Here is a 22,895-nt window from a genome sequence, read left to right as displayed (position 1 = left end):
TTCCATCAGCATGAAATTTAAGTGCCTTTTTCATCTCTATCTACTTGTGAGATTGGGTCGTCGGTGGATGCCCGTCTTGTGACTCGGGCATACCAACAGGTGTACAACGCGGAAGTCATCGGTCTATAGATTGGTCCTATTTTCTCCACAATTATACCTTTCAAACAATCATGATCATGAATAATCTAATATTATCTTTATAGATTAGGAGGGAAGATCGATGGCAAATACGTTTCGCCAACAAGCAATAAAATTACAGGGAAAGTCAGTACAAGTTACAACGACCGGCAGCACATTTACGGGTACTCTCTCATCAGTTGGTACAGATTTTCTAATTTTAAGTTCCATTATTAGAGGGCGCAGAAGACGACTTATCATGCGATTGGCCGAGATAATTATACTCTCGAGATTATTGGGCTAAAATATGGAATAAACAGAAACCGAAGCCAGGTAATTTCACCTGGCTTCATTGCTACCTATTAAAGCTTGGAAGTTCCTTAGGTCAGATTCGCTTTTGGTTAGTTACTTTACATATCGTTACCGGATAATGTTGAAGTCCCTTTTTGCGCTGTAACTCGCGTTATCAGATTCTTTCATCCAATAGTTTTTAGACTTATCATAAAATTTGACCATATTCAACTTATCAGGTTATAAGCAACACTGTTTCTCTAGACCCACACGAATATCATCGTTTAGAATGTTCTAGTTGAATAGATTTACCTCAAAAGTTTAAAGATATGTGAGGAAAGAATAATGAAGGAATATAAAAAGCAAACATCATTCGCTATATGGATCAGCTTTATTAGTAATATCGTATTGACTGTTATCAAACTGATTGTTGGATTATTCTATAATAGTCCTGTATTAATTGCAGACGGGGTTCATAATGCAGGGGACATTGTTGCTACTGGTGCAGCTCTCACCTCCATGCGTGTGTCTAAACAACCACCTGATGAGGACCATCCTTATGGACATGGTAAAGCAGAAGTTATAAGTGCTGGTATTGTTGCCATTATATTAGTGTTGGCTGCAGTATATATGGCATACCATTCAATAATGGTATTATTCGAGCCACCACAAAAAGCAACAGTCATCGCCCTGATTGCAGCATCCTTTTCTTTAATCCTGAAGCAAATACTTTACCTATATACAATATCGATTGGAAAAAAAACAAATAGTAATGGTTTGATTGCAACTGCATACGACCATCTCGCCGATGTATATGCATCCATTGCCGCAGTAATCGGTATTGGATTAGCAATGATTGGAGATTATTTTCAGATTGGTTTTCTGTCCTACGGAGATCCCATTGCAGGGATCATTGTCGCTTTTTTTGTGTTAAAACTGGCAATTCATATGGGGAGGGCAGCTGTTGATGTACTAATGGAAAAAACTGTGGATCAAGAGAAAATGGATGCATTTGTCCAACTAGTACAATCAGTTCAAGAAGTAAAGCGAATTGATAAAATTCGTGCAAGAGAGCATGGTCATTATATTATCGTTGATGTGAGAGTCGGAATTCCGGCGGAATTAAATATACAAGAAGGCCACGATATTTCTAGGCACATAAAACAATCGATTATGAATCAGCATCCAGAGGTTGAAGAAGTATTGGTTCATTTAAATCCATGGTACGGCGACATAGATTAAATGTGGGAACTATTTTTCATTAATATTGAGGAGAAGTCCAATAATCATAAGTAATTGATTACAATGTAAGACATGTACTTTTAGAAATTAAGAAATGGATAGAGGGTTCAGACGCCATCTGAATCTCTATCCATTTCTTTTTGTTATTTACAACAACATTTTGCCCGTGAGTCACAACGAAGGAATGAGAGGGCTACGTCCCAGATTGTTGATAGTTTAGATGTTTGTCTATAGCAGCAGAGATATTTATGAATATGCTCTTTATATCTGGAAGCTAACAAGAGAAGAGGATGTCAATGACCATTGGAAAAATGAAAAAGCATAAAGAAATGTTACAGATCCCTGTCTTGCGTCCACATTTGCCTAAAACTTACTGGATGACGAAATCAAGGACCTTACGGATGCTCAAAACCTATTCATCTGTCTTCATAAAACCCAATCACGGGAGCGGTGGTAACGGAATCATCCGTGTCAAGAGGTTAGGAAAGAGATATGAGGTTCGCTCTGGCTCAAGTCTGAAGATTGCGAAACGTTCCTCTATCCACAAAGCGATTCGCTCGTACCGGAATTCAAAGCATCGGTATTTGGTACAGAAAGGCCTACGATTAGGGAAGTATCATGGGAAAATTTTTGATATCCGTGTATACCTGCAGAAGCCAAAGCACAAATGGATGATTTCGGGTATGGTCGCCCGTGTTGCCGCCCCTCATAAATTTGTGACCAATTATCATAAAGGGGGCCATGCAGCACCTTTGCGAAGGGTCCTTAAAAGTCTTTTTCATCATAACCAATCCAAAGTGGACACGTGTTATCGAAAGATGGAAAAACTATCCATTATCATCGCCAAAACGGTTAACAAACGGCATTCGATTCATGAATTAGGGGTAGATCTTGCCATAGACAAGAAAGGCCGCATTTGGATCATTGAAGCTAATTCACATCCGGGCCATATGCTGTTTACTCAACTCTCCGATCGCACAATGATCAGAACCATTATGAAAAACAAACGATCCATCGGGATCTAAGCTCCAAATTGATTATTTTAATGGGAAGGAGAAAAGTTCCTATGAAAAAAACAAAGGAGCTTAGAAACTTGATAAACTCCAAAAAGCTGGAGTTTATCATGGAGGCCCATAACGGCCTATCTGCCAAAATTGTTGAGGAGGCAGGATTTAATGGGATTTGGGCCAGCGGGTTATCCATCTCTGCAGCGATGGGCGTAAGAGACAATAACGAAGCCTCCTGGACCCAAGTTCTAGATGTTCTGGAATTCATGAGTGATGCAACGTCCATCCCGATTCTACTGGATGGGGACACAGGATATGGCAACTTCAATAATGCAAGACGCCTGGTTAAAAAGCTGGAACAGCGCAATATTGCAGGGGTTTGTATTGAAGATAAGCAATTTCCTAAAATGAACTCGTTCATAAACGGCCAATTACAGCCGATGGCCGATATCGAAGAATTTTGCGGTAAGATCAAAGCGATGAAAGATACTCAAATCGACGATGATTTTGTAGTTGTAGCCAGAGTAGAAGCTTTGATTACAGGAAGAGGACTTGAGGAGGCGCTGCGGCGGGCGGATGCATATCGGAAGGCAGGTGCCGATGCGGTGCTCATACACAGTAAAAGGCCGGATATCATGGAGATTGAGGCGTTCATGAAGGAATGGGCGGGAAGATTGCCCGTAGTCATCGTACCTACGACGTATTATTTAACTCCAACCGACAAGTTTAGGGAGCTGGGGATTAGTCTTGCGATTTGGGCCAACCATAACTTGAGATCATCCATTGAAGCTATGAAACAAGTTTCCCGCAGAATATATCAGGATGAGAGCCTTGTTCACATCGAAAAGAATGTTGCAACAGTAAAAGAAGTTTTCAGACTGCAAGGAGCAGAAGAACTGGAAGCTGCAGAACAACAATATCTCCCGGCGTCACAGATCGACTCGAATGAGGGGATATAATGGACACGAAATTGTTTGGAGAAGAGCTTCGGAAATTAGGATTTACCTTTTTCAGCGGAGTACCGTGTTCCTACCTGAAAAATTTAATCAATTATGCTATCAACGAAACCGATTATGTTGCAGCAGCTAACGAGGGGGACGCGATTGCCATTGCATCCGCAGCTTATATAGGAGGACGGAAATCCGTTGTACTAATGCAAAATTCAGGACTAACTAATGCTACTTCGCCGCTAACATCCCTTGTCTACCCTTTTCGTATTCCGATGCTTGGTTTTGTCAGCCTTCGCGGAGAGCCGGGTGTCCCTGACGAGCCTCAGCATGAGCTTATGGGCAGGATCACGACGCAGATGCTGGAATTGATGAACGTGGAGTGGCAATATCTTTCCAAAGATTTGGAGGAGGCCCAAAAGCAACTGAATCAGGCTAATGAGCAAATTGCCCAGAATCGGCCGTTCTTCTTTGTCGTCAAGAAAGGGACCTTTGACAATGAGCCTTTGAAAAAGCAACAAAACGCCATTCATTCAAACCAGATTATACGGCATGCCCATAAAAACAATCAGATGCCTGGACGGTATGAGGCACTAGCTGCAATCAATTCGATGAAAGATAGGGATACGATACAGCTTGCAACAACAGGAGAAACAGGACGGGAATTGTATGAAATTGAAGATGCAAGCAACAACCTATACATGGTGGGATCGATGGGTTGCATCAGTTCTTTCGGACTCGGGCTTGCCCTAAGTCAACCCGGCAAGAACATTATCGTGATTGACGGAGACGGATCTCTATTAATGCGCATGGGAAGCCTTGCGACAAACGGGAATTATAACCCCGGCAATATGATTCATATTCTTCTCGATAATAACGCCCATGAATCGACAGGCGGTCAAAGCACGGTATCCCATAATGTTGATTTTGTAAGCATTGCTGCTTCCTGTGGGTATTTGAATGCGATCCATGTCCATAACCTCGAAGAATTAAAAGCCTGTTTACAAGCGTGGAAAGAGACTAAAAGGATTACTTTCCTGTATATGAGAATATCCAAGCAGTCCAAAGAGCATCTTGCTCGCCCAAGCATTAAGCCCCACGAAGTAAAAGAACGACTACAACGATTTATCGAAAGCTATCCTGTACAGATCAAGGAAGTGGATGGCTCATGAGTTCTGCCGTAAAGAGAAACATTTTGCTTACTCCAGGTCCGGTAACGACTACAGAAAGCGTTAAAAATTCACAGGTGGTTCCGGATATATGCCCCCGTGAGGCCGAGTTTGGCGCAATCATGAAGGATATTGCCACAGAGCTTACATGTTTGGTTGCGGATCCGGGCAACTATCAGACCGTATTATTTGGCGGATCGGGGACTGCTGCCGTTGAATCCATGATCGGTTCCGTCCCCGGCAACGAATCCGTAGTTATTATCAATAATGGTGCTTATGGTAAAAGAATGTGCGAAATCGCTGCGGTTTATGGAATCGATTATTTGGAATTCAAAAATCCCTTCGACGATGCGATTAATTTGGCTGACTTAGAGAGTTATATCCAATCTGCAGGCCGAAAGATATCCCATCTTGCTGTTGTGCATCATGAGACAACAACCGGCCTTCTTAATGAAATAAAGGAGATCGGAGAGATATGCAGACGGTATCACATCGACATGTTGGTGGATGCCATGAGTTCATTTGCTGCTGTTCCGATTGAGATGAAGGAAATGAACATTTCCTTTTTGGTATCCAGTTCGAACAAGAATCTGCAGGGAATGCCTGGCGTTTCGTTCGTAATCGCTGAGAAAAGCAAGCTGGAGTGTTTGAAGGATAAGAAACCTAGAAATTATTATTTGGATTTGTACGCCCAATATCAATATTTTGCGAAACATGCGCAAATGCGGTTTACGCCGCCTGTACAGACTTTGTACGCGCTTAGGCAAGCGATCCAGGAATTAAAGCAGGAAGGTATAGCAAAGCGTTACGAAAGATACATGTCATCCTGGAAAACTTTAATCAGCGGTCTAAAAAGGCTGGGTTTAACCTATATCGTCCCCGATGAGCATCACTCCAAGATAATTACATCCATCCATGAACCTGTTGCAGGGTTTGATTTCCAATCGATGCATGATTTTTTCAACAGCAAGGGCATTATGATTTATCCTGGAAAACTTGACGATCTTAAGACGTTCCGAATTGCCAATATCGGCGACATTACGACCAAGGATATCGAGTTTTTTTTGGAATTGCTCGAAGATTATCTGGGTGGCATGTGATCAAATTCGAGAAAGGTGGAGTACTGTGGGAACAATAGCAAAAAATAAATATGCGAAATATAAGTTCATGAAAAAAAGTGCCTCCCTAGCGCCTTACCTGCCGGAAACCAGAAGGATGCGTCGTAAATCCTTCTGGAGCCTTTTGAATAGACATAGGCACGTCATAGTTAAGCCGGTTTGGGGGAGCCGTGGACGGGGTGTCATTCAAGTCTCCGATTTGGGGCATGACAAATACGCCATACATTACGAGAATATGAAAAAGATGAAACGGGGAAGAAAGAAAACCTATCGTTATATCAAAAGGAAAATCGGGTATGCCGCTTATATGGTTCAAAAAAGAATAACTCGTCCGACCATAAATAAGCGCCCCTTTGATATGAGAGTTATCGTTCAACGGAAAAAAAGATCATCTAGGTGGGTAGTCACGGGAAGGGTGATCAAGGTTGCGGGCAAAAACTACATTGTTTCCAATAATACGCGGAGTCATGGAAAACTGCTTAGGTTTAAGACGGGTATTCGGCGTTCATCCATTAGTCACTTGTCTGTTACCAAATTAAAATCCCGAATAGATAAGGTTTCGCTTCGTTCCGCGAAAAGGTTAAAAGCATTGTTCCCTGGACACCGTATTTATGGTCTGGACGTTGCAACAAATCGGAAAGGGCGTGTTTCCATTATTGAAGCCAACCTTTATCCGGCAATGTCCCATTTTCTTAAGCTGAAGGATTTTAAGATGTATCGTCGAATACTCTCGTATAAATGAAGGTGAAAATAGAAAAAGCGATCTTCGAGACGGTCATCGGACCTGTATCTCGAATAATCGCTTTTTTTGCTATGATTTGTACATTGTGATATTTGTTATGAAAAAATAATTAAGATTTAAGGTAATATTATGATCTATGAAATTGGACTTCAGCAAAATTGTTGAATGGACAAAATGCAAAGTATGGGATATTACTGGGTACAATCACAATAAAAAGTTCTTTGAGGTGGGTAAGTGAAAATAGGAAGAGTGACATTAAGGTTGCGGACGACGATTACCTTGATGATTTGTGCCGTTGTTCTCATGGTGTTATTCATTGTTTATGTATTATTCGGAATGAAAGTGACTGAAATGACGAAGGATGCTGTGCAGAATAAAGCGCTCACAATCGCTCGTACCGTTTCACGGACACCGTTTGTGATTGAAGAACTAGAGGGCCGTGGAGATCCAGAGGGAATTCAGCGTTATGCAACGGATATCCTTACGCTCAACCAAGTAGAGTTCGTTGTCGTAATGGATATGAACGGCATTCGTCTTACCCATCCCGATCCAGCAATGATTGGTCACCACTTTATTGGCGGCGATGAAGTTGCAGCACTACACGGAAATGAAAGCGTATCTACAGCCAAAGGTTCACTTGGTGATTCTGTAAGAGCATTTTCGCCGATTTATGGTGAGGATGGAAAACAGGTTGGAGCTGCAGTGGTAGGCATTTCACTAGACAACGTCCACACTGCGGTGCAACAGAATCGGTGGATCATATATTTAGGAATGCTTCTTGGTGGTGTGATGGGGATTGTAGGAGCGGTTGTTCTAGCTCATAAAATTAAAAAAATGATGTTTGGTATGGAGCCTGACGTCATTGCGAAGCTGTTGGAAGAACGTAGTGCCATGCTCCAAAGCGCGCGTGAAGGCATACTAGCCGTGGATAAAAATCTGAAAATCACCCTGGTGAACACGGAAGCAAGACGATTGATGGATCGTACAGGTGTCGATAATGATCCTGTCAATCAAATGGTTGGACATATTTGGCCGCAATTACGAATGGAGAAGGTTTTGGAAACGGGCGAACCGTTGCAGGACATAGAGGTTGAGCAGAGTGGAATCACGCTGCTGGTCAATGTCGTTCCTGTCCGAGTAGGCGAGCACATTGAAGGTGTTATCGCAAGCTTTCGTGACAAGACGGAAATATCTGTTCTGATGGAAAGACTGACCGGTATTTCGGTTTATGCTGATACACTGCGATCACAGACCCATGAATTTATGAATAAGCTTCATGTCATTATAGGATTGACCCATATGCAGCGGTACGAACAATTGGAACACTATTTGGCAGGTATCTTAAGCCATATTCACAATGAAACGGATGCTGTAATCCGGCTCGTGAAAGATCCGGTTATGGCAGGATTTTTGCTCGGCAAGCAAAGCCGGGTGCGTGAGGCGGGGGTAAGGATGGAGCTGCTGGAAGAGGGGATACTGCCTGAATCCGCAGACCCGGATGTCTCACGTGAACTCGTAACCATCGTCGGAAATTTGTTGGAAAATGCACTGGAGGCCTGTCAAGGCACCGAAGACAAAGTGATTCGTATTGGATTTCAATATGAAGACCATACAATGCGTTTCCGAGTCATAGATAATGGCATAGGGATACCAGAAAACAAAGTAGAACGATTGTATGAGCAAGGTTATTCTACAAAGGGGAAAGATCGTGGTATTGGCCTGTATCTGGTTAAGAAAAGCCTGGACAAGCTGGGGGGCTCGATTTACTGGGAAAGCCACCCTGAACATGGTACTGAATTTATTGTACAATTACCCTATGAAGTGAAGAGTGAGGAGTAATTATGGATACATCGATACTTTCTGTATTAATCGTCGAGGATGATCCGATGGTTGCGGAGATGAACAAATTTTATTTAGAGCAGGTAGAGGGCTTTCGAGCCGGAGATTGGGTTGCGTCCACGAATGAGGCATTGCTTGTACTAGAACAGGGCGATTTCGATCTGATTTTGCTCGATATTTATATGAAAGAAAGCAATGGATTGGAGCTGTTGTCCGAAATACGACACAGAGGGATCAAGGTCGATGTCATTGTTATTTCGGCTGCTAGTGACAAGAAGAGTATTCAAGTGGCACTGCAGAACGGGGCTGTAGATTATTTGATTAAGCCGTTCGAGTTCAGCCGGTTCCACGCGGCATTAAATGGCTACAGAGAGCAAAATCAACTGTTTCGCAGTCAGGAACGCCTCAATCAATCGGATCTGGATACGATTAGACGTTTTCGTCAGGAACAGAGAGTGTCACAGGAATTGCCCAAAGGGTTTACAAGGCAGACGCTTCAGACCATCTGGAAAGTCATTGCGTCTTCCGGAGCGGAATTCTTCTCCGCCGAGGACATCTCGATGTTGTCAGGAATATCACGAGTATCGGTCAATAAATATTGTGCGGGTCTGGTGGAAATGGGCGTGCTCGAGATGGACTATGTATACGGAACCGTGGGGAGGCCGGTACAGAAATACCAGATCGCACCGAATGGGAGAAAGACGATATCTAAATACATCACTCAAAACTAAAAGAACAATAAAGTAGGTATGCTGCTGCCATGATGGCAGCCTTTTTTTTGTTATACAACAGAAAAAAATGACAGCGCTTACTTTAATAATTTACAAAATGCATTCAATATTTACATAAAACCAAAAGCGCTTTCAAACGGTTTATGATGGAAATGTAAACGATTCAAGGAGGTTAAGAGGACATGGAAAATGCAATACAGACGTCAGTCGGATTAGAAAAAGAGCAATCATCGAAACCTAAACAAGGATTGTGGCAAAAATTCATGCAGCTTAAGGTAGGTGTTATCCCATTACCGTTATACATCGTATTCGCACTTGTTATTTTTGCAGCCGCTTCACTTGGTGAACTACCAAACGATATGATCGGCGGGTTCGCGGTTATTATCGTCCTGGGTGTGCTGCTCAGTGATCTGGGATTCAAGATTCCGATATTGAAAAACATTGGCGGTCCTGCAATTCTGTCGTTAATGATTCCTTCATTCCTGGTGTTCTGGAATGTGTTGAATCCTTCCGTTATGGATTCTGTGACGACATTAATGAAGACGTCAAACTTCCTTTATTTATATATTTCTGTCCTAGTGGCTGGCAGTATTACTGGAATGAATCGCACCACGCTTATCAGCGGTTTCACCCGTATTTTCATCCCGATGCTGCTTGGAACGGTGGCTGCTGTCGCTGCTGGGGTTGGCGTTGCGATGCTGCTTGGTTATAGCGCACATCATGCCTTATTTTACATCGTTGTTCCAATTATCGGCGGAGGTGTTGGCGAAGGTATCCTGCCGTTATCGATTGCGTTCTCTCAAATTCTTGGCGGCGAATCCGCTCATTATGTGGCACAAATGATTCCAGCTGCGGTCATTGGGAATGTATTTGCCATTATTGGCGCGGGGCTGCTTAAGAAAATGGCGGATCGAAATCCATCGATTACAGGTAACGGTGTCCTGGTTAAATCGAAGGATGGCAAGAAACTTAGCGGAAGTACCTATGATTCGATCAAACCAGACTTTTTGCTCATGGGAGCGGGATTGTTGTTTGCCTGCGGTTTATTCATCACGGGTCACCTGTTGTCACCGTTTGTAGGTATTCCAGGACCGATTTTGATGATTTTTGCCGCTGCGCTGCTTAAAGTGTTCAACTTGCTGCCAGCGAAAATCGAGCAGGGTGCGTACCACTTGTACAAGTTTATTTCTAGCACATTGACTTGGCCGCTGATGGTCGGTCTAGGAATGTTGTATATTCCGCTGAAGGATGTAGCTGCTATCATCTCGATTCCTTATATTCTGGTTTGTGCAACGGTCATTGCAGCGATGATTCTTACGGGTTATTTCGTTGGTAAATGGGTCAACATGTATCCTGTAGAAGCAGCGATTGTAACAGGTTGCCGTGGCGGTCTCGGCGGTACGGGTGACGTAGCCATTCTATCAGCATCCGGACGGATGGAACTGATGCCTTTCGCCCAGATTTCTACGCGAATTGGCGGTGCACTTACAGTAGTTGCAGCTACACTGCTAATAGCCGTATGGGGTGGCTGAAGAAGCTCGAGCAACAGATAGATCAGAAGTGGATAGCGTAAGGCATTAGCCAATATTGGAGGAGATACTATGGAACTATTAGAAGAAATCATGAACTTGCATAAAGGTGGCAAGCTGGAGACAACATTGAAGACCCCGATTCTTACCAAAGAAGACTTATCTAAGGTCTATACTCCGGGCGTAGCTAAAGTGTGTCAGGCCATCGCCCAAGATGATGCCCAGGCATATGAGCTGACGACCAAAAAAAATACAGTAGCAGTTATTTCAGACGGGACGGCTGTATTGGGGCTTGGTGACATTGGACCTAAAGCAGCGATGCCGGTCATGGAGGGGAAGGCCGCGCTGTTCAAACAGTTCGCTGACGTGGATGCGGTACCGATCTGTCTCGATACGAAAGATACAGAAGAAATTATTTCCGTCGTCAAGGCGCTTGCACCGACCTTTGGCGGGATCAATCTGGAGGATATCTCTTCACCACGCTGCTTCGAGATCGAGAAGAGATTAAGAGAAGAACTAGACATTCCGGTGTTCCATGATGATCAGCATGGAACGGCCATTGTCGTGCTTGCCGGATTGCTGAATGCACTGAAGGTCTGCGATAAAAATATGAAAGATGTCAAAATCGTCGTGAACGGTGTCGGTGCTGCCGGCATCTCGATTTCCAAAATGCTTCTGCAAGCAGGTGCCGTGAATCTGATTGGGGTTGACCGTCAGGGTGCGATTAGCCGAAACCTACAGTATGATCTGTCACACTGGAGCGATTTCGCTCAACTCACCAATCCCAATCTGGAAACCGGACAACTGTCAGATATTATCAAAGATGCAGATGTATTTATCGGTGTATCCGCGCCGAATATGCTGACCGTAGAGGATCTTCAACATATGGCGAAGGACCCAATTGTATTCGCGATGGCGAATCCGACGCCGGAAATTGACCCTAGACTAGCAGCCCCATATGTAAAAGTAATGGCGACTGGCCGTTCAGACTTCCCGAATCAAATTAATAATGTACTATGTTTCCCTGGAATTTTCAGAGGTGCGCTGGATAGCGAGGCTACGGATATTACCGATGAGATGAAGCTTGCAGCTGCAGAAGCCATTTCTTCCGTGATTGATCCAGCAGATTTGAATGAAAAATATATTATTCCGGATGCGTTTGATACACGTGTGGTAGAAAGAATCCGTAAGGCCGTTGCTAAGGCTGCGCTAAATAGCGGAGTAGCACGTAAAAGCTTGGTACCTAGCATTGGCTAGGTGGTTAATGGTGATAGAGTAGACACCTAAAAAAGGTGGTCAAGACCCCATTTAGGGGGGATCATAAAAACACCTAGCCTATAAGCTGATTCCTGTACTCGACAGGAGTCAGCTTGTTTAATTTTGTGCTTCATCAATTGATCGAATTCATAGGGAGCTTCAAAATTGGACGATTCATACCTCGTAGCAAGGGTTGAGTAGAGTATTGCTTAGCAATAAATTCGTACTACATTCGGGTCTTGTCCTATATACATCAGTAATGTGAAAAGTATGTTGAGGAGGCTGAATAGGATGATTTATGCACAACCAGGACAACAAGGAGCAAAGATAACTTTTGCGAAGAGGTATGAGAATTTTATTGGAGGCCAGTGGGTGGCGCCTGTGAAGGGTGAATACTTCGAGAATGTATCGCCGGTCAATCATCGCATATTCTGCGAGATTCCACGTTCTACCTCTGAGGATATCGAGTTGGCACTGGATGCTGCGCATGCTGCGAAGGATGCATGGGGCCGTACGTCCGTTCAGGAGCGATCCGTGATCCTGAATAAAATTGCCGATCGGATCGAAGCCAATTTAGAAATGTTAGCGGTTGCAGAGACGTGGGACAACGGCAAACCGATTCGAGAGACGCTCAATGCCGATCTGCCGCTCGCGATTGATCATTTTCGCTATTTTGCAGGATGTATTCGCGCGCAAGAGGGTTCACTCAGTCAATTGGATGACAATACGGTGGCCTATCATTTCAATGAGCCGCTAGGGGTTGTCGGGCAGATTATTCCTTGGAACTTCCCACTGCTCATGGCGACTTGGAAGCTTGCACCTGCACTTGCTGCGGGCAATACGGTCGTCTTAAAGCCAGCAGAGCAGACGCCTGCATCGATTCTGGTGCTGATGGAACTGATTGAGGATTTACTGCCCCCAGGTGTCGTCAATATCGTCAACGGCTTTGGACTTGAAGCAGGCAAGCCGCTCGCGTCGAGCAGTCGAATTTCGAAAATTGCCTTTACCGGTGAGACGACAACAGGGCGCCTAATTATGCAGTATGCATCGCAAAATATCATTCCGGTGACCTTGGAGCTGGGTGGGAAGTCGCCGAACATTTTCTTCGAGGATGTGTTCGCGCGGGACGATGCATTCTTCAATAAAGCACTCGAAGGGTTTACGATGTTCGCCTTGAATCAAGGTGAGGTGTGTACATGCCCATCTCGAGCGTTAATTCAGGAATCGTTCTATGATCAATTTATGGAGAGAGCGCTCCAGCGGGTCGCATCCATCAAGCAGGGGAATCCACTCGATACGGATACGATGATTGGGGCCCAAGCCTCAACTGAGCAGCTCGAGAAGATTCTTAGCTATATCGATATCGGGCGGCAGGAAGGTGCTACGTGTCTTATTGGCGGTAATCGGGCTGCGCTGGATGGGGAACTGTCTGACGGTTATTATGTCGAGCCTACGGTACTTCAAGGTCATAATAAGATGCGAATCTTCCAAGAGGAAATCTTCGGACCGGTTGTCTCCGTTACGACGTTCAAGGATCAGGAGGAGGCACTGGCCATCGCGAATGATACGCTCTACGGACTTGGCGCAGGCGTATGGACGCGCGACATGAACACAGCATACCGATTCGGTCGCCGCATTCAAGCTGGCCGGGTCTGGACGAATTGCTACCATGCGTACCCTGCTCACGCGGCATTCGGAGGCTACAAACACTCGGGGATCGGGCGCGAGAATCACAAAATGATGCTCTCCCATTACCAGCAGACCAAGAACCTGCTCGTAAGCTATAGTCCTGACGCACTCGGATTCTTTTAAGAGTGGCGGTTTTCGATGATAGAAGTGAACAAGGTTATCGCTACCGATGCTGCATTAGAACTGATCGAGACAGTGAAAGCCAAGTATGGTCCCGTCATGTTCCACCAGTCTGGTGGCTGCTGTGACGGCAGCTCTCCCATGTGCTATGCACAAGGGGAGTTTCTCATCGGAGATAGCGATGTATGTCTGGGGGACATTGGCGGAGCGCCTTTCTATATGAGTAGAGCACAATATGACTATTGGAAAAATACGCAGCTGATCATCGACGTCGTACCTGGCAGAGGGGGGATGTTCTCCCTAGAAGGACCGGAAGGCAAGCGATTTCTGACGCGTTCAAGGTTGTTCACGGAGGAAGAACGACGTGTGTTGGGTCTGATTGATTCTTAGTGAACATGTGTTAAAAAAACCAAATCGTAAATGAACGCTGCCGCTCAGATCCCAATAGGAATGAGCGGCCTTTTTTATGTTTTTTTATGAAACATCTGAATTTCCATAGAACTAATGAGGATCTTATATTATCTCTATTAATTGAGATCGATATAATATAGGGAGTATGGAGTATGGAGTATGGAGTATGGAGTATGGAGTATGAGAGGGGGATAGGAGGAATCGCCAACTTATTAATGCATGATCTGGACAGAAAACGCATTCAACGATTAACGAAATAAAGATGATGTGAAAGGTGGTATTTTTATTGTTGAAATGGTTGCTTTGTAGTTGTAGAGTTTCCTCTTTCAAGCTTTCCTCCTTAACAATCTTGATTGCTGCATTTGCGTTTACGTTCCAGTCACATCCAGCGCACGCCGCAACGAATTATACTCAGAGCATGGAGACGATCAATGGTATGAATTATACAGTCATTACGGTTCAATATAGCGGAGACGACGCCGGCCCTACAGTCGCAGAAGCAATCGCTGCCGCCAAAAACGCTCCGAAGCCAGTTATCCTAGATTTTCCAACAGGCACATATCACTTCAAAGATGCATCTGCGATCACAGCGGATTACTATGTGTCCAATACGGCAAGTCAGAGCAGTAATCCGGATGGTGCTTCTAAGAAGGTCGCCATCTTGTTTAAAGACATCCAGGACATGACGATTCGGGGAAACCACTCCACGTTCATGTTCCATGGCGTCGTTACGCCGATCGTATTTGATCATGTCACGAATGTAAATATGCAAAATATTAGCTTTGACTTTAAGCGGCCGGTTGTGTCCGAATTGACGGTACACGCTGTGTCAGGCACTTCGATCGAAGCAGATATTCATGAGGATTCGTTGTATAGTATATCGAACAACCAATTAAAATGGACCGGTGAAGTAGATCACAGCGGCAATCCGCTGGATAACTGGACCGCACGCGGATATACAAACATTACGCAAGTTCAGGAGTATGATCCGGTTACGAAGGAGACTTGGAGAAGATCGAATCCATTATCAGGCGTGACGAGCGCTCAGGATTTGGGGAACAGGCGAGTGCGGTTCAATTATAACAGCGCTCCAAGCCTAACCGTCGGGCACACCTTTCAGTTCCGCAACGATATCCGCAAGGAGCAAGGCGCTTTCATCTATCGAAGCAAGGATATCACATGGACTGGGGTCAATTTCTATGCTGCTCCCGGGCTGGGTATCGTCGCGCAATATAGTGAAAATCTATCCTTCGAGCAATTTAACTTTGCACCGAGAGTGGGAAGCGGACGTACCAACGCATCCATGGCGGATTTCATGCAGTTCTCCGGGTGTAAGGGCGAAATTAAGGTTAACGATTCGAACTTTTTCGGAGCGCATGATGATCCGATTAATGTGCACGGCACGCATCTTCAGATCGTCGACAAACCGGCTCCTAATCAGATTAAAGTACAATTTAAGCATGATCAAAGCTGGGGCTTCGACGCCTTTGTCGTGAACGATGCGATTGAATACATTAATGCTTCAAGTCTACTTGCAGTTGATCATGCGGTAGTTACCGCTGTTACACGCGTTGACAATTATAATATCCTTCTGACATTAGATCGAAATGTTCCCAGCTCGGTCACCGTCAATCAATATATGGTCGAGAACGCAACCTGGACCCCGAATGTGACGATTACAGGCTCTACGTTCGAATCCGTTCCGACGCGAGGCATTCTCGTGACAACGCGGGGGAAAGTGCTCATCGATCATAACACCTTCCACCGAACAAGAATGAGTGCCATTTTGATCGCTGACGATGCGAGCAGCTGGTATGAGTCGGGGATGGTAAGAGACGTAACCATCAGCAATAATACGTTTAATTATACGGGGAATGCAGTTATCGACATTGATCCAAGCACGTCTTCTACGGACCCAGCTAAAACCGTACATAGTAATATTCGAGTTGATGGGAACATTTTTAAAATGAACGGTACGGCAAATATACAAAGCAAGGGCGTTCAAGGATTCAGCTTTACGAATAATGTGGTTCAGGAAGGCGGGCTCAGCCTTGATTTTAGAGGCTCGAAATCCGTCGCTGTTGCCGGCAACACCTTCGCGCAGAGCGGCGTAACCAAGAAGATAAATTTCTACAACATGTATCCAAATTACGATGCTGTTGATCCTGAACAAGGGTTTATTGTTTCGAGAAGCAATGATCAGGTACTGAATTCAAATGATATTCCTTGGTATCAAATCACCGCAACCGCAACCAGTCAACAAGACGGTCATGTGGCAAATCAAGCCGTCGACGGGGAAGGCGCATCCTTCTGGCAGTCGGTATCGTCGCCATCAGCCAACCTACCTCAATCGATCACGCTAGAATTTGGTGGAAGCTATACGATTTCGAAACTAAGATATTTACCAAGATTAGACGGCCAAACCAAGGGAATGATTACCTCGTACAGCATAGAAACAAGTAAGGATGGGGTTCAATTTACTGAAGTTGCAAGCGGTAATTGGGCCGATGATATGACGGAGAAAACGGCTGTTTTTGCGCCGGTCTCAGCCAAGTATGTAAGGCTTACGGCGATTACAGCATCCGGGAATCTAGCTGCTGCCGCAGCGATCCATGTGGAGCGCTATGATCTCAGCATGGAGGGGGAGAGCGGCACAATCAGCGGAAATGCAAAGATCGGGAATCTTTCGGCAGCTTCCGGCGGCCAATATGTCGGAAATATCGGCAATGATTCGAACAGCTATGTGACATTAAAAGCCGATGTGCCTGCAGCGGGCACGTACAAGATGACGATCTATAGCATTTTGTCAGGAACGAGATCTTTCTTTGTCAGCGTGAATGGCGGAGCCGCTCAGGAAGTTAAAGTGACGGGAAGCTCCTGGAGCCAAACTGCGTCCCCTGTATCGCTCACGATTCAACTCAATAGCGGTAATAACGCGATTAAATTCTATAACGATGCTGCATACACGCCGGATCTCGATCGAATCGTTCTCTCTGAAGTGGTTCCCGTGGATAATAAGCTAAAAAGCATCCAAACACCTGCAGTGATAACGAGCTTGGCGATCGGAACAGCAAAGACAGCGGCAGCCCTTGGCTTGCCTGATAAAGTATCACTTCTAACTTATGGGGGAGTGGTGGATGCTAATGTATCATGGAATATGAACGGCACAAATTACGATCCAACGGCAATAACGGGGCAGACTTTTACTGTAACAGGAATTGTAACTCTGCCCGCTGAAGTCGTAAACCCGAATAATGTTCCATTGACCACAAGCGTTCGCGTGACGGTCAATAAAATTCCGCAGTCACAAATGAAGGCAGCGGCAACAAGTGAGGAAACGAGCAGCGGAAATGATCGGGCTTCCAATGCCATTGACGGAAACCCGCAGACGATGTGGCATACGAAGTGGGATAAATCCGATGTTCTCCCGCAATCCATTACATTAAACCTTGGCGGAACATATCAAATCAATCAAGTCGCGTATATGCCAAGACAATCTGGCTCGAATGGTATCATTACGGGCTACAATGTCTATGTAAGCACGGATGGGGTGACATTTACGAAGGCGGCGAGTGGGAATTGGGCGGATGACAGCACACTGAAATACGCGTCATTTGCGCCTATTGATGCAGCCTACGTGAAGCTGGAAGCAACGGCGGGCGTCAATGGGTGGGCTTCGGCTGCGGAAATCAATGTACTACTAGAAACAACGAGCGGACCGCAGACGGTGATAACCGGGACTGATAAGGTTAGCCCTGGCCAAACGTTCCAACTGATGATGGGACTAAGCGGCGTGACGCAGAGCGTATATCAGCGCATGTATGCGCAAGATCTGACGCTTCATTATGACCCGGCGTACATGCAGTTCGAATCAGTCACATCTCTGAAAGACGGATTTCAGGTCATCGATCAGAAGGAGGCCGTGCCAGGACACATCCGGATTGTAGCTGCTAGCGTGGGTGCGAACCAAGGCGTGCAAGCACAAGGCAATTTATTAACCCTTAAATTTACCGTTAGAGCAGCAACACAGGGAACCGAAACGACCGTTTCGGTAGACCATGTTGCTATTGCGAGCGGTGAGGGGAAGGAGCTGGAGGTTAATGGAACCTCCCATAAACTGCATATGGATATCTCTGTAGATAAGTCACGTTTGAATGCTGCTATCGTTGGCGCTCAGGCTAAGCAAGATGCTGCCGTGGAAGGTAACGGACACGGTCTGTATGCTGTTGGATCCAAAGCGCTATTGCAGTCGGCGATCAATGCTGCGCGTGCGACAGAGAGCGATCCGAATGTTACGCAACAGCAGGTGGATAGCGCGAAAACCGCATTGGAAGCGGCCGTTCAAGTGTTCGAAAGCAAGAAAATCTCCGCCGATGTCAATGGAAAAGACGGGATCACGGTCGGAGACTTGGCAATCGTGGCAGCGGCTTACGGCAAGCAAGAGGGGCAGTCGGGCTGGAATGCGAAAGCGGATGTCAATCATGATGATAAAGTGGATATTGAAGACCTTGCCATCGTTGCCAAAGCGATCTTGCAATAGAAGAACACCGTGCATTGTTGGCTTGAATCTAATTATTTTAAAAAGGGCCATTGATTCCATATTAAATGGGATCAATGGCGATTTAAGAGCTTTTGACTTTCTGAACCATTTGAAGTAATATCCATGTGGGATGAATTCCATTACGAAGTCATGGAACGAATCTAGGATCAACGACTACGGCTCTCTCTTTACGGGGAGAGCATTTTTGTTTTTTTGGCTAAGAATAGCGTATTGGGAGGTATCTTATGGATACATTGAACTTTAATCAAGTGCTTGTCGTTGAAGATGATTCGAACATCAGACGATTTGTAACGATAAACTTGATAAATAACGGATTTGTTGTGCATGAGGCCGCATCGGGTGACGTGGCGGTACAGAACTTTATAGCCAATAGACCGAATATCGTCGTTCTGGACATAATGCTGCCAGATATTGACGGTTTTGAAGTCTGCAGAAGACTTCGGGAGATCGATCCAGCGATCGTGGTTGTTTTCCTGACGGCCCGAGGCCAAGATTTGGATAAGATCAAAGGGTTGGAAATGGGTGCGGATGATTACATTGTCAAACCGTTCAACCCATTGGAATTGGTCGCCCGAATCCATGCGATATTGCGCCGGATGCAATTAGCCTCGCAGCCCCAGAGGCAGGTGCTTCAATCTGGGCCGATTCGGATCGATCTCAGTGCGAATAAGCTGTACAAGCATGACATCTCCATTGAATTGACACCGAAGGAATTCCAGATGATCAGAGCCTTCCTCGAACATCCTGATACAGCATTATCGCGCGATGAATTGTTGAACCTCGTCTGGGGAGATGACTATGTTGGTGATCCCAAGACGGTTGATGTACACGTCCGCAAGTTAAGGGAAAAGATTGAAGATGATTGCTCCAAGCCGTATTGGATTGAGACCGTGTGGGGACTCGGATATCGCTTTAGAAAGGAAGGTCCGTGAATTGGGTATTCAGCGAAGATTGGTAGGTAGTTACCTTCTGGTTACATGTATTACGGTACTCATTCTGGAAATTTTCCTATTGGTTTCGGTGAAATATTACTATGATCACAATGTCGAGCGGTTTCTCATGAATCAAGGGGAATTATCCGCTTCTTTTTTTCAGCAATATTTCGCCGATGAGGACGTAGAGAAGCAATCAGAGCGTTTATTAAAAGGGTTCGCACACAATTCGGATGCACAAGTACAGATCCTAACTGCATCGGGGAACCTTCTTCAAGACTCCACAGGACTTCAAAGCACGAAGCTCCTGATTCAATTTCAAGATGTACTAACTGCTTCTCAAGGTGTCGTCGGCCGTTGGAAGGGGACAGAGCCTGTCACCCAGGAGCCTATTCTAGCTGTGTCGTTCCCCCTTATTGCTAAAGAAGAAACCGTTGGTATTGTTCGATTTGTGACCTCCTTGACCGAGACGAATCGTACCGTGAACCAAATTTCAATGATCCTCATTGTTGCTGGCATAATCGTGATTGTGATGGTCACATCGCTTAGTGTGTTCTTGTCTCGAACTATTACGAAGTCGATCAAAGATCTCAAGCGGGCTGCTGACCGAATGACCGAAGGAGACTTCTCTGTAAGGGCTCATATTCGATATCGAGATGAACTCGGATCTCTTGCAGAGACATTGAATATGATGGCATCCAAAGTTGTCCAAAATGAAAAGCTTAAAAATGAATTCATATCCTCCGTTTCTCATGAACTCCGCACGCCTCTTACATCGATCAAAGGTTGGGTCATTACCTTGAAATCGAATGGAGGGGAGAACAGGCCTCTTCTTCTTGAAGGTCTTGATATTATGGAGTCAGAGAGCGAACGGTTAACGGACATGGTCGATGAATTGCTGGATTTCTCGAAATTAGATAACGGAAGAATCACATTACAACTTGGCCCGGTCCATGTATCCGAATTCTTGCATCAAATCGGCAAACAGCTTGCTCCACGAGCTGCACGGCAGGGGGTTAAGTTCGAAATCGAAGCTGTAGAAACATTGCCAGTCATTCAAGCTGATTCGAATCGGTTGAAGCAGGTCATGCTGAATCTGATCGATAATGCCTTGAAATTTACAGATCCTTATGAGCGTATTCTTATACAGGCAAGTTCTGCACAAGGAGGAGTTGTCATTTCCGTTCAAGATACTGGTTCAGGCATCGGGGAAGAGGATCTGGCAAATGTAAGGAATAAGTTCTATAAAGTGGATAAGCATGCGTCCGGCAGCGGCCTGGGTCTCTCTATTTCGGAACAGATCGTTAAGTTGCATCATGGTGAATTGAGAATTACGAGTCAGATCGGCGTGGGAACGACGGTGCAAATCTTTCTGCCGTCAAATTTAACTATTTCATAACCTCTTTATTCGTTTTCGTAGATAGAATAGGAGATAACAGTAACAAGAGGAGTAGGATATCATTATGCTCAATAGATTCATACGGCAAGGTATCATGTTCACTGGATTATTGATGATTGGAGGATGCGGGGTTCCTTCGATGCCTGCAGATTTGATTAAACCCCCATTAACGGGAGAAAGCATGCAGCACGACAAAACCACGCAAGAATTGTTCAGTCTATTACCGGTTGAAGCACAAGTGCAATCCCCGATCCAAGGGAAACAAGGGAATGATATCTCTTATGGAGATATGGATGGAGACGGTGTTAATGAAGCAGTAGTGGTGTATGAGGAGCCGGGAACCAAAGGGAAAATGCTAAAAGCCGCGGTGTTTAAGCAGCATAATGAAGAGTGGCGCATTATTTCGGAAATGAAAGGGTTTGGCTATGGCCTGGAATATGCCGGGTTTCCAGACCTCAATCATGATGGCCGATCCGAGCTCGTATTAAGCTGGTCTCTAGGAGCTGCTGGCAATGGCATGGATATATACGAATGGAGTGACAATGCACTGAAACTGCTGTCTAAGCAGGAGTATCATGGCAAGCTGGAATTCAACTAATCTTCGCCACAACAGGCCAGAAGATTGCGTAAGAGTAAGGGGTGTTGTGATATTGAGCGGTAAATTCAGAGGCCGCCCAGATTTTCTGCTTCTATTCGTAACGATTGCGCTTGTAGGATTCGGTTTACTGATGATTTTTAGCGCGAGCACGCCGATAGCAATGATCAAACACGATAGTCCGTGGCACTATGTTATGAAACAAGGCATATTTGCGCTCATCGGATTATTTGTGATGCTCTTTTTTATGAATATTCCTTATCGATGGTGGAAAAAAACGGCGCCTTTCTTGCTCTTGTTCGCCTTAATCGCGCTTATTCTGGTATTAATTTTCGGTGTAAATATAAATGGTGCGAGACGCTGGTTCGTGCTCGGCGGGTTCAATCTGCAGCCGGCAGAATTCACGAAGCTATCCATGATTGTCTACTTGTCAGCGATTATTAGCAGAAAAGGTGAGCATATACGGAAGTTCCGAAAAGGCCTGCTCCCGATTTTCATCATGATTGGTATCCTGTTGCTGCTTGTCATGAAGCAACCCGATTTTGGTACCGTGTTAATTCTATTCTGTATAGCCGCGTCGATTATCGTAATTGGCGGGGTTGATCTTCGTCACATCTTTCTATTAAGTCTTGGACTAATCCCGGTCTTTATCTATCTTGCTGTAAGTAAGAGCTACCGTCTTCAGCGAATCACCTCTTTTCTAAATCCAATTGATAACCCGCAAGGCTCGGGATATCAACTTATTCAGTCTCTTTATGCGCTGGGTCATGGAAGTATGACGGGGACGGGACTCGGGAAGAGTGTGCAAAAGTTATTTTATTTGCCTGAAGCACATACCGACTTTATTTTTGCAGTGGTTGGGGAGGAATTCGGTTTCGTAGGCTCATTCGCATTCATCATGGTCTTCTTCCTATTTATCTGGCGAGGGATCAATGCGGCCCTGAAGAGCGACGATCCCTTTGGGATTATGCTGGGAATGGGTATCGTTATGATGATATGTATTCAATTTCTGTTAAATATCGGTGCTGTTACAGGGAGTCTGCCGATCACGGGAGTGCCGCTACCCTTCATCAGTTATGGCGGTTCTTCATTGATATTGTGCCTGGCGAGTACGGGAATCCTACTAAGTATATCTAGGGACAATCATCGGAGACGTCAAGCGAGTGAATTCAATTCAATACAAGATAAATAGAGGTTAT

Annotated in this window: 17 protein-coding genes; all 17 read left to right on the top strand. The window is 45.1% G+C overall.

The genetic code is table 11. The features are described 5' to 3' along the window. Positions 1-753: 753 nt before the first annotated feature. The 17 genes from AC3WU2_RS12945 to ftsW all read left to right on the top strand — a co-directional run bounded on the left by AC3WU2_RS12945 (position 754) and on the right by ftsW (position 22,888). Complete coding sequence (locus AC3WU2_RS12945; protein WP_492454648.1) at positions 754-1,650, top strand: cation diffusion facilitator family transporter; 897 nt, start codon at positions 754-756, stop codon at positions 1,648-1,650. A 296-nt stretch (positions 1,651-1,946) separates the two neighbouring features. Continuing rightward, on the top strand, positions 1,947-2,675 hold the full coding sequence (locus AC3WU2_RS12940; RefSeq protein WP_492454645.1) for a YheC/YheD family protein: 729 nt from the start codon (positions 1,947-1,949) through the stop codon (positions 2,673-2,675). Between the two features lie 41 nt (positions 2,676-2,716). Beyond that, complete coding sequence (gene aepX / locus AC3WU2_RS12935; protein ID WP_492454643.1) at positions 2,717-3,616, top strand: phosphoenolpyruvate mutase; 900 nt, start codon at positions 2,717-2,719, stop codon at positions 3,614-3,616. After that, positions 3,616-4,776: a phosphonopyruvate decarboxylase gene (aepY, locus tag AC3WU2_RS12930; protein WP_492454641.1), complete on the top strand. Its 1,161-nt coding sequence runs from the start codon at positions 3,616-3,618 to the stop codon at positions 4,774-4,776. Before aepX ends, aepY begins: the two co-directional genes overlap by 1 nt. Continuing rightward, the gene (locus AC3WU2_RS12925) at positions 4,773-5,873 is read left to right on the top strand and encodes a 2-aminoethylphosphonate aminotransferase (RefSeq protein WP_492454639.1); all 1,101 of its coding nucleotides are present in this window, start codon (positions 4,773-4,775) and stop codon (positions 5,871-5,873) included. Before aepY ends, AC3WU2_RS12925 begins: the two co-directional genes overlap by 4 nt. Positions 5,874-5,898: 25 nt before the next feature. Then, complete coding sequence (locus AC3WU2_RS12920; RefSeq protein ID WP_492454637.1) at positions 5,899-6,633, top strand: YheC/YheD family protein; 735 nt, start codon at positions 5,899-5,901, stop codon at positions 6,631-6,633. A 234-nt stretch (positions 6,634-6,867) separates the two neighbouring features. Then, complete coding sequence (gene dcuS, locus AC3WU2_RS12915) at positions 6,868-8,472, top strand: DcuS/MalK family sensor histidine kinase (RefSeq protein ID WP_492454635.1); 1,605 nt, start codon at positions 6,868-6,870, stop codon at positions 8,470-8,472. A 2-nt stretch (positions 8,473-8,474) separates the two neighbouring features. Beyond that, positions 8,475-9,203, top strand: coding sequence for a response regulator (locus tag AC3WU2_RS12910; protein ID WP_492454633.1), 729 nt, complete (start codon positions 8,475-8,477; stop codon positions 9,201-9,203). A 182-nt stretch (positions 9,204-9,385) separates the two neighbouring features. Next, positions 9,386-10,735, top strand: coding sequence for a 2-hydroxycarboxylate transporter family protein (locus AC3WU2_RS12905; RefSeq protein WP_492454630.1), 1,350 nt, complete (start codon positions 9,386-9,388; stop codon positions 10,733-10,735). 69 nt (positions 10,736-10,804) lie between these two features. Then, positions 10,805-11,989 carry an NAD(P)-dependent malic enzyme gene (locus AC3WU2_RS12900; protein WP_492454628.1) on the top strand — a complete coding sequence of 395 codons (1,185 nt, stop codon included), beginning with the start codon at positions 10,805-10,807 and terminating at the stop codon, positions 11,987-11,989. A 291-nt stretch (positions 11,990-12,280) separates the two neighbouring features. Continuing rightward, the gene (gene adh / locus AC3WU2_RS12895) at positions 12,281-13,801 is read left to right on the top strand and encodes an aldehyde dehydrogenase (protein WP_492454626.1); all 1,521 of its coding nucleotides are present in this window, start codon (positions 12,281-12,283) and stop codon (positions 13,799-13,801) included. A 15-nt stretch (positions 13,802-13,816) separates the two neighbouring features. After that, positions 13,817-14,188 (top strand): DUF779 domain-containing protein, encoded by a 372-nt coding sequence (locus AC3WU2_RS12890; RefSeq protein WP_492454624.1) that lies wholly within the window; start codon positions 13,817-13,819, stop codon positions 14,186-14,188. 457 nt (positions 14,189-14,645) lie between these two features. Next, positions 14,646-18,749 (top strand): discoidin domain-containing protein, encoded by a 4,104-nt coding sequence (locus tag AC3WU2_RS12885; protein ID WP_492454621.1) that lies wholly within the window; start codon positions 14,646-14,648, stop codon positions 18,747-18,749. Positions 18,750-18,994: 245 nt separating this feature from the next. Next, positions 18,995-19,702, top strand: coding sequence for a response regulator transcription factor (locus AC3WU2_RS12880; protein WP_492454619.1), 708 nt, complete (start codon positions 18,995-18,997; stop codon positions 19,700-19,702). Between the two features lies 1 nt (position 19,703). Next, positions 19,704-21,101, top strand: a complete 1,398-nt coding sequence (locus tag AC3WU2_RS12875) for a sensor histidine kinase (RefSeq protein ID WP_492454617.1) — start codon at positions 19,704-19,706, stop codon at positions 21,099-21,101. A gap of 64 nt (positions 21,102-21,165) precedes the next feature. Beyond that, a complete protein-coding gene (locus AC3WU2_RS12870; RefSeq protein WP_492454615.1) occupies positions 21,166-21,699 on the top strand; it encodes a hypothetical protein in 534 nt (177 codons plus the stop codon). Between the two features lie 52 nt (positions 21,700-21,751). Further along, positions 21,752-22,888: a putative lipid II flippase FtsW gene (gene ftsW / locus AC3WU2_RS12865; protein ID WP_492454613.1), complete on the top strand. Its 1,137-nt coding sequence runs from the start codon at positions 21,752-21,754 to the stop codon at positions 22,886-22,888. Positions 22,889-22,895: the final 7 nt, after the last annotated feature.

Source organism: Paenibacillus sp. EB106-05-06-XG162 (assembly GCF_058791655.1).
The sequence above is the reverse complement of the archived record's forward strand: the minus strand, read 5'-3'. Positions and strand labels throughout refer to the sequence as shown.

What these genes read in the sequence shown, in the direction of transcription:
- aepY (WP_492454641.1), top strand. Translation starts at nt 3,616, where the DNA reads ATGGACACGAAATTGTTTGGAGAAGAGCTTCGGAAATTAGGATTTACC.
- AC3WU2_RS12925 (WP_492454639.1), top strand. Translation starts at nt 4,773, where the DNA reads ATGAGTTCTGCCGTAAAGAGAAACATTTTGCTTACTCCAGGTCCGGTA.
- AC3WU2_RS12890 (WP_492454624.1), top strand. Translation starts at nt 13,817, where the DNA reads ATGATAGAAGTGAACAAGGTTATCGCTACCGATGCTGCATTAGAACTG.
- AC3WU2_RS12885 (WP_492454621.1), top strand. Translation starts at nt 14,646, where the DNA reads ATGAATTATACAGTCATTACGGTTCAATATAGCGGAGACGACGCCGGC.
- AC3WU2_RS12880 (WP_492454619.1), top strand. Translation starts at nt 18,995, where the DNA reads ATGGATACATTGAACTTTAATCAAGTGCTTGTCGTTGAAGATGATTCG.
- AC3WU2_RS12900 (WP_492454628.1), top strand. Translation starts at nt 10,805, where the DNA reads ATGGAACTATTAGAAGAAATCATGAACTTGCATAAAGGTGGCAAGCTG.
- AC3WU2_RS12870 (WP_492454615.1), top strand. Translation starts at nt 21,166, where the DNA reads ATGCTCAATAGATTCATACGGCAAGGTATCATGTTCACTGGATTATTG.
- AC3WU2_RS12945 (WP_492454648.1), top strand. Translation starts at nt 754, where the DNA reads ATGAAGGAATATAAAAAGCAAACATCATTCGCTATATGGATCAGCTTT.
- AC3WU2_RS12905 (WP_492454630.1), top strand. Translation starts at nt 9,386, where the DNA reads ATGGAAAATGCAATACAGACGTCAGTCGGATTAGAAAAAGAGCAATCA.
- adh (WP_492454626.1), top strand. Translation starts at nt 12,281, where the DNA reads ATGATTTATGCACAACCAGGACAACAAGGAGCAAAGATAACTTTTGCG.
- AC3WU2_RS12940 (WP_492454645.1), top strand. Translation starts at nt 1,947, where the DNA reads ATGACCATTGGAAAAATGAAAAAGCATAAAGAAATGTTACAGATCCCT.
- AC3WU2_RS12910 (WP_492454633.1), top strand. Translation starts at nt 8,475, where the DNA reads ATGGATACATCGATACTTTCTGTATTAATCGTCGAGGATGATCCGATG.
- aepX (WP_492454643.1), top strand. Translation starts at nt 2,717, where the DNA reads ATGAAAAAAACAAAGGAGCTTAGAAACTTGATAAACTCCAAAAAGCTG.